This is a genomic window from Gemmobacter nanjingensis, from assembly GCF_014652195.1.
Classification (GTDB): Bacteria; Pseudomonadota; Alphaproteobacteria; order Rhodobacterales; family Rhodobacteraceae; genus Gemmobacter; species Gemmobacter caeni.
This window is the reverse complement of record NZ_BMYI01000085.1, coordinates 1-617: the sequence shown is the minus strand read 5'-3', so window position 1 is coordinate 617 and position 617 is coordinate 1. Positions and strand designations below refer to the sequence as shown.

Here is a 617-nt window from a genome sequence, read left to right as displayed (position 1 = left end):
CCGACATTCCCCAAGTGGCCTGCCGCTTGACTTCAAGATCGCCTGATTTTGCTCGCTGGGCAAGCGTTTTTCGCCCCGAGCGGTGTCTGTCGTCGCGCAAACGGCCGAAGTCGGGTGGATCAAGCCTCGAACCCGCAGCATTCTGGCCCGGCAGAGCCGCTTTTCCGCGCGGCAGACGGACCTGTCCTGCCGCTTTCGTTCAGCTTGGGCATGGATCGTGGTCATGCGCATGACGGAGGCGTTCGAAGACGGCGGATGGCGGCAAGGACGGCCCGCACCATCGGGCCGGTGACGGCGACCTCGGCCAACTGGAAGGTAATGGCGCGGGCGTGGCGGACGACGCGGGCGCCGATCTTGATCAGCTTGAGTTGCAGGCTGGTCAACGACCAGTCCGCCATGGCCTCGGGCAGTTCGATGCAGCGCAGGAAGGTTGCCAGGTTGTAGGCCAGCGCGTGCAGTTGCAGCCGCACCTCGTTGTGCCGGAACTTCCGGCATGACAGCCGCGTCCAGCGAAAGGCATATTTGCCTTCCTTGATGTGCTGCTCTGCGGTGCCGCGCTGGTTGTAGAACCTCACCACCCAGTCTGGCTCCATCGGCAGGTTGGTGACGATGAAGCC

1 protein-coding gene is annotated in these 617 nt (G+C 63.9%); it reads right to left on the bottom strand.

Going from position 1 to position 617, the window contains the following annotated elements; translation table 11 throughout:
• Positions 1-221: 221 nt before the first annotated feature.
• Positions 222-617: transposase (locus IE126_RS25745; RefSeq protein WP_189383243.1), on the bottom strand; the 396-nt coding region annotated here is incomplete at its 5' end.